This is a genomic window from Rhodopirellula sp. JB055, from assembly GCF_043100905.1.
GTDB lineage: Bacteria > Planctomycetota > Planctomycetia > Pirellulales > Pirellulaceae > Rhodopirellula.
This window is the reverse complement of the sequence record NZ_JBICHO010000026.1, coordinates 1-2,951: the sequence shown is the minus strand read 5'-3', so window position 1 is coordinate 2,951 and position 2,951 is coordinate 1. Positions and strand designations below refer to the sequence as shown.

Here is a 2,951-nt window from a genome sequence, read left to right as displayed (position 1 = left end):
AGTTCATCATCGGTGGACCTCACGGCGATTGCGGTTTGACCGGCCGCAAGATCATCGTCGACACCTACGGCGGTTGGGGCCGTCACGGTGGCGGTGCCTTCAGTGGCAAGGACTCGACCAAGGTCGACCGCAGTGCTGCTTACATGGCTCGCTATGTTGCCAAGAACATCGTCGCCGCTGGCCTTGCCGAACGTTGCGAAGTTCAATTGGCTTACGCGATCGGCGTGACCGCACCGGTCAGCGTCCACGTCGACACCGAAGGCACCGGCACGATCGACGATGCAAAACTTTGCGAACTGATCCGTGAACACTTCCCGCTGACTCCCGGTGGCATCATCGATCACCTGCAACTGCGTCGTCCCGTGTTCGTTGAAACCACCGCCGGTGGCCACTTCGGACGTGAAGGCGATGGCTTCACTTGGGAGAAAACGGACAAAGCGGAAGCCTTGGCCGAAGCCGCTGGTGCCACCGCCACCGCCTGAGGTTTCGTCTTTCCCAAGTTGTTGCAAAGTCTCCTTGAACCAGCCTGTTCGCCGAATTGCGTGGATCACCGACCCACACTTTGATCATGCCAAACTGGATGTTTGGCAATCGTGGGCTGCAAAGCTGCTGGACCTGGATCCAGACGCGATCCTGATCACCGGCGATTTGTCCGAGGGTGACGATGTTGCGTACCAACTGCGATGCCTGGCCGAGACCCTGAATCGGCCAATCCATTTCGTGCTCGGCAACCACGATTTCTACGGCAAATCGATCGCGTCGACGCGGCGTGATCTGATTGCTCTTTGCCGAGACGTTCCGCAACTGAATTATCTCACCGACCATCCCGCGTTGTCGCTCAATGCGTCAACCGCTTTGATTGGCGAGGACGGCTGGGGCGATGCAACGGAAGGCGATTACGCAGGCTCCATTGTTCGGCTGAACGACTTCCAATTGATCGAAGACTTTCGGCTTAGTCCTCCTGAGACTTGGCAATCGTTGTTGAACGCTGAGGGCAAAGCCGCTGCGGACCGGGTGGCCGCGAAACTCCGCAATCTCCCCGACGAGATCACGCAAGTCTTGATCGCAACGCACGTGCCACCATTCCGCGAAGCGTGTTGGTACGAAGGCAAAACGACGGACGACAACTGGGCCCCCTTCTTCGTCTGCGGGCAGCTCGGCCGAGTTCTTCGAACCGCGGCCGAACAAGCCCCTCAGCGAAAGCACGTTGTCCTGTGTGGGCATACTCACCACGACGGAGTGGCAGAGATGGCCGACAACCTCATCGTCCACACCGGTTTCTCGCGTTACGGCAGTCTGGAAATCGAGTCAATGCTCACGATCGAAGACGACCGAATAGAACTCACCCGTCCGGCGATCTGCTTTCCCTGAGACCTTCTCAGAGAAAGTTGCAGCGTCCAAGTCGCCGGCACAAACGATCTTCCACCTCCACGAACAGCAACGTAAACTCAAGCCCCGAAACACCACCCACACGCCCTCGTAGCTCAGCTGGATAGAGCAGCGCATTCCTAACGGGCGACCAAAACGCCAGAAACGCCTAAAACACGACGTTTCAGCACTTAGAGCAGTGCGTCCAAAACGCTCTAATCGGTTGTAAACGGCTCTTGTGGTTGTAGCGGTTGTGAAATTCAAGTCGCCGCCAATCACCCCCGCAAACGTCGCGTTCCGGTCAAGCGCTCGGCCCATCCCTCTCGGTGATCAAGTACCGGACCACCGACACCGTGTTGTAGCGACGGTGCCCTGCGTCTGTACGTCGTGCTTCGATCTTCTCGGCATCGACCATGCGCCTGAGCGTTGACTCCGAGATTCCCGAATAGCGAACCACCTCTTTGGCTCCGCGGTGCTTCTCTGAAAGAAACTCGATGTCGTCGGGTTCCAGCTTGTCGCGATTGTCGTCGATGAACCGCTCGGTCATCGTCTTGGGCGGCGTGTCAGATGCCTTCCCGCTCAACTCGATTTCCTTTTCGATGATCGCCAAACGAGCGCGGCAATCAATCAACGCTTTTTCGGCCTCGGCTGCTTGCACGATGGCTTCCCGGTAGCGGTCAAGAACTTCACGGTTCATCTTGCTGGCCTTCGGCTATCTCGGCGAGAAAAGCCTCGACGTCCAACTGCTCCACGAACTTGTTGATCTCACGCCCCAGTTTCGGGCTAGTGTTTCCTGAGCAAACATCGCCAGCAATGGCAAAACGCTCCTTGTCGTCATAGCCCCTGGCTTGGACGAACGCAGCAATCAGCAGCCAGAAACCTAGCTCCTTTTGCGGGTCACGCTCACGCAAGAATCCATTCTCCCACTGTTCGTAGGTGGGTTGGATCAGTCGGCCCACCTCCCTGAACGTGAACCGGGCAACGGCTTCATCTTCGGGTTCAAGCTCTTGATGGAGATGTTCAGTTGGTCGTTTGATCTCCGACAGCTCCGCCTGGGTCACCAGCTGCTCTTTTTCGTTCCCGTCTTCATCGATGACGACGACACGGATCAGATCATGCTGTTCGCCGGTGACTGTTGGCTTGCGGCGTTTGGGAATGTTTCGTTTCTTTGCCATTGTTGAATCTCGCTTGGGGTAACTGTTGTCTGCTTCGATTGAAAATAACTTGGATCTCTTGGGCTGTGGTCGAGATCACCTCGCCAACGCTTCCACCAACTCCGCACGCCTCCGATCAAACGCTCTGATCCCACGGTTGCCCGACGGGATCCTTTGGAACAATCCGCGATTTTGAGTGCGGGCTTGGGGGCGTCTTGTCGCGTCTTGTGTTTGGCGTCCTGTGTGCCTCGCTGACGCACGTTCTCGGTTCTGTGGCTCATCAATCGCGGTCGGTGCTGAACCGCTGCGAGCGTTGACGCTGCGAGACGTTTTTTCGCTCCGCTCCCGATCAAGCTCATCGAGACGCACCGCGGCGGCTTGTTCGGCGGCGGGTGCGAAGCGCTCCAGGTTTGCCGCGGCCAACGTGCG

At 57.6% G+C, this 2,951-nt stretch carries 5 protein-coding genes; 2 read left to right on the top strand and 3 right to left on the bottom strand.

The features are described 5' to 3' along the window. Both ACF8AM_RS00805 and ACF8AM_RS00800 read left to right on the top strand, forming a co-directional pair. Nucleotides 1-482: methionine adenosyltransferase domain-containing protein (locus tag ACF8AM_RS00805; RefSeq protein WP_392553799.1), on the top strand; the 482-nt coding region annotated here is incomplete at its 5' end. A gap of 34 nt (nucleotides 483-516) precedes the next feature. Next, the gene (locus tag ACF8AM_RS00800; protein ID WP_392553798.1) at nucleotides 517-1,371 is read left to right on the top strand and encodes a metallophosphoesterase family protein; all 855 of its coding nucleotides are present in this window, start codon (nucleotides 517-519) and stop codon (nucleotides 1,369-1,371) included. Between the two features lie 298 nt (nucleotides 1,372-1,669). On the opposite strand, the gene ACF8AM_RS00795 is transcribed toward ACF8AM_RS00800, so the two are convergent. From ACF8AM_RS00795 to ACF8AM_RS00785, 3 genes are all read right to left on the bottom strand, one after another. After that, nucleotides 1,670-2,065, bottom strand: coding sequence for a MerR family DNA-binding transcriptional regulator (locus ACF8AM_RS00795; RefSeq protein WP_392553797.1), 396 nt, complete (start codon nucleotides 2,063-2,065; stop codon nucleotides 1,670-1,672). After that, the gene (locus tag ACF8AM_RS00790; protein WP_392553796.1) at nucleotides 2,055-2,543 is read right to left on the bottom strand and encodes a hypothetical protein; all 489 of its coding nucleotides are present in this window, start codon (nucleotides 2,541-2,543) and stop codon (nucleotides 2,055-2,057) included. Before ACF8AM_RS00790 ends, ACF8AM_RS00795 begins: the two co-directional genes overlap by 11 nt. 75 nt (nucleotides 2,544-2,618) lie before the next feature. Next, nucleotides 2,619-2,951 (bottom strand): hypothetical protein (locus tag ACF8AM_RS00785; RefSeq protein WP_392553795.1); only part of this gene is annotated, 333 nt, incomplete at its 5' end.

Bases quoted from the DNA above. Each gene is read 5' to 3' on its own strand.
- ACF8AM_RS00795 (WP_392553797.1), bottom strand. From the start codon at position 2,065: ATGAACCGTGAAGTTCTTGACCGCTACCGGGAAGCCATCGTGCAAGCA.
- ACF8AM_RS00790 (WP_392553796.1), bottom strand. From the start codon at position 2,543: ATGGCAAAGAAACGAAACATTCCCAAACGCCGCAAGCCAACAGTCACC.